The organism is Streptomyces sp. NPDC031445 (assembly GCF_055581365.1).
In genome coordinates, this window is record NZ_JBVIJO010000047.1 from 1 (window position 1) to 1,935 (window position 1,935).

1 protein-coding gene is annotated in these 1,935 nt (G+C 68.6%); it reads right to left on the minus strand.

Annotation, left to right across the window (positions count from 1 at the left end; translation table 11 throughout):
- On the minus strand, positions 1-1,935 hold a 1,935-nt coding region (locus ACZ5DC_RS40525), incomplete at both ends, for a condensation domain-containing protein (protein WP_468661492.1).

A 1,935-nucleotide genomic window follows, 5' to 3' on the forward strand; every position in this document is an offset into this window, starting at 1 on the left:
CGCGAGCCGGTCCGACCGCTCGTCCAACTCCGCATACGAGACCTCAACACCGTCGGACACCACCGCGACCGCGTCCGGCGTCCGCGCCACCTGCTGCGCGAACAACCCCGGCAACGTCGCCGGCTCAACCTCCCGAGCCGTGTCGTTCCACTCCACCAACACCCGCTCCCGCTCCACCTCTCCCAGAACGGGAACGGTGCCCAGGACGGTGTGCGGCTCGCGCTCCAGCGCCTCCACCACTCCCTCGGTCGCCGCCAGCATCAACTCGGCAACCAGCGCGGGATCGATCGACTCCACCGCCTGCACCGCGAAACCGAAACCGTCGATCTCGCCCAGGTCATCGACAGCCATGATGAGGGGATAGTTCGTCCGCTCCTGCCCCCACACAGCCCGCGTACCCTCGGCCAGCCCGCCGGCCTGACGAACCCTCTCACCGATATGCCGGTAGTTGAACAAGGTGCTGAACAGCGGGGCCGGCGCCGGGATCCCACTGACCCGCTGCACCACAGCAAGCGGCGCGTGCTCGTGCACCATCAACTCGGCCAACTGGCCCTGCATCCCACGCACCGCGTCCCCGACGGCCACACCCGCAGTCCGTACCCGTACCGGCAGCGTATTGATGAACAACCCCGGCACACGGTCCGAACCAGCACCCGCCTGCACCCGGCCGAACACCAGCGTGCCGAACACCACATCATCACGGCCCGACACCGCCGCCAGCACCCGCGACCACACCACATGGAACACCGTCGCCGGACTCACCCCACACCCACGAGCCACCTCACGCACCCGGCGGGCCAGGTCCTGCGGCACCAGCGCCTGTGTCTCACCGACGACGCTTCCGTCGCCGAGCACATCCGTGACGCCGAACGCGGCGGTGGGTTCCGTCACGTCGCCCAGCACGGACGCGAAGTGCTGCTCGTGCTCCTCCGGGGAGACCCCCAGCAGTGCCTGACCGACGAACTCCCGGTACGGCATCGGCGCCGGCAGACGATCCTCCTCACCCGCCAGCACCGCCCGCACCTCATCACGGACGATCTCCAGCGTGGTGTGATCCTGAACGATGTGATGCGACCGCAGCACCAGCAGCCACCGCCCCGAGCCGTCCGGCAACGCCGCCACACAGGCCTGCGACAACGGCGCACGCCGCAGATCCATCGGGCCATCAGAAACCGACAGGAGAGCCTGTACCGGATCTCCGCTCCGGTCGATCTCCACCTCCACCACCGGCAGCTGCGCCGTGTGGTGGACCACCTGCACCGGATGCGACAACCCCTCCCACACCACAGCCGACCGCAGGACATCGTGGCGGTCGATCACCCGCTGCCACGCCGCCACGAACTCATCCAGCCGCACCCGCGACTCGAACTCCCACACCTGCCTCGTCACATACGGATCACGTCCCTCATCCACAGCAAGCCGGTAATGGAAGAACAAACCCTCCTGCAACGGAGCCAGCGGATACACGTCCGCCACGTTGCCCGCACCACCCGGAACCGACTCCACCACCCGCGCCAACTCCGCGGCCGTCAACCCCGCCAACGGCACCATCTCCGGCAACACCACCTCGGCATCCACCGGAATGGACGACGGCGGAACCGCCACGCCGTCCCGCCCGGCGGCCGCGGCCAGCCGCTCCACGGTCGGCGCGGAGAACAGCGTGCGGACATCCACCGAAACACCGCGAGCTCGCAACCGCTCCACCAACGTCACCGCCAGCAGCGAATGCCCACCGAGCTGGAAGAAGTCATCGTCGACGCTCACCCGATCCAACCCCAGCACCTCAGCGAACACCGCGCACAAGATCTCCTCACGCACGGTCGCAGGACCCCGGCCCGTCCCCGAGTCGTACTCCGGCGCCGGCAACGCCTTGCGGTCGAGCTTGCCGTTCACCGTCAACGGCAACGACTCCAGCACCACCACCGCCGACGGCAC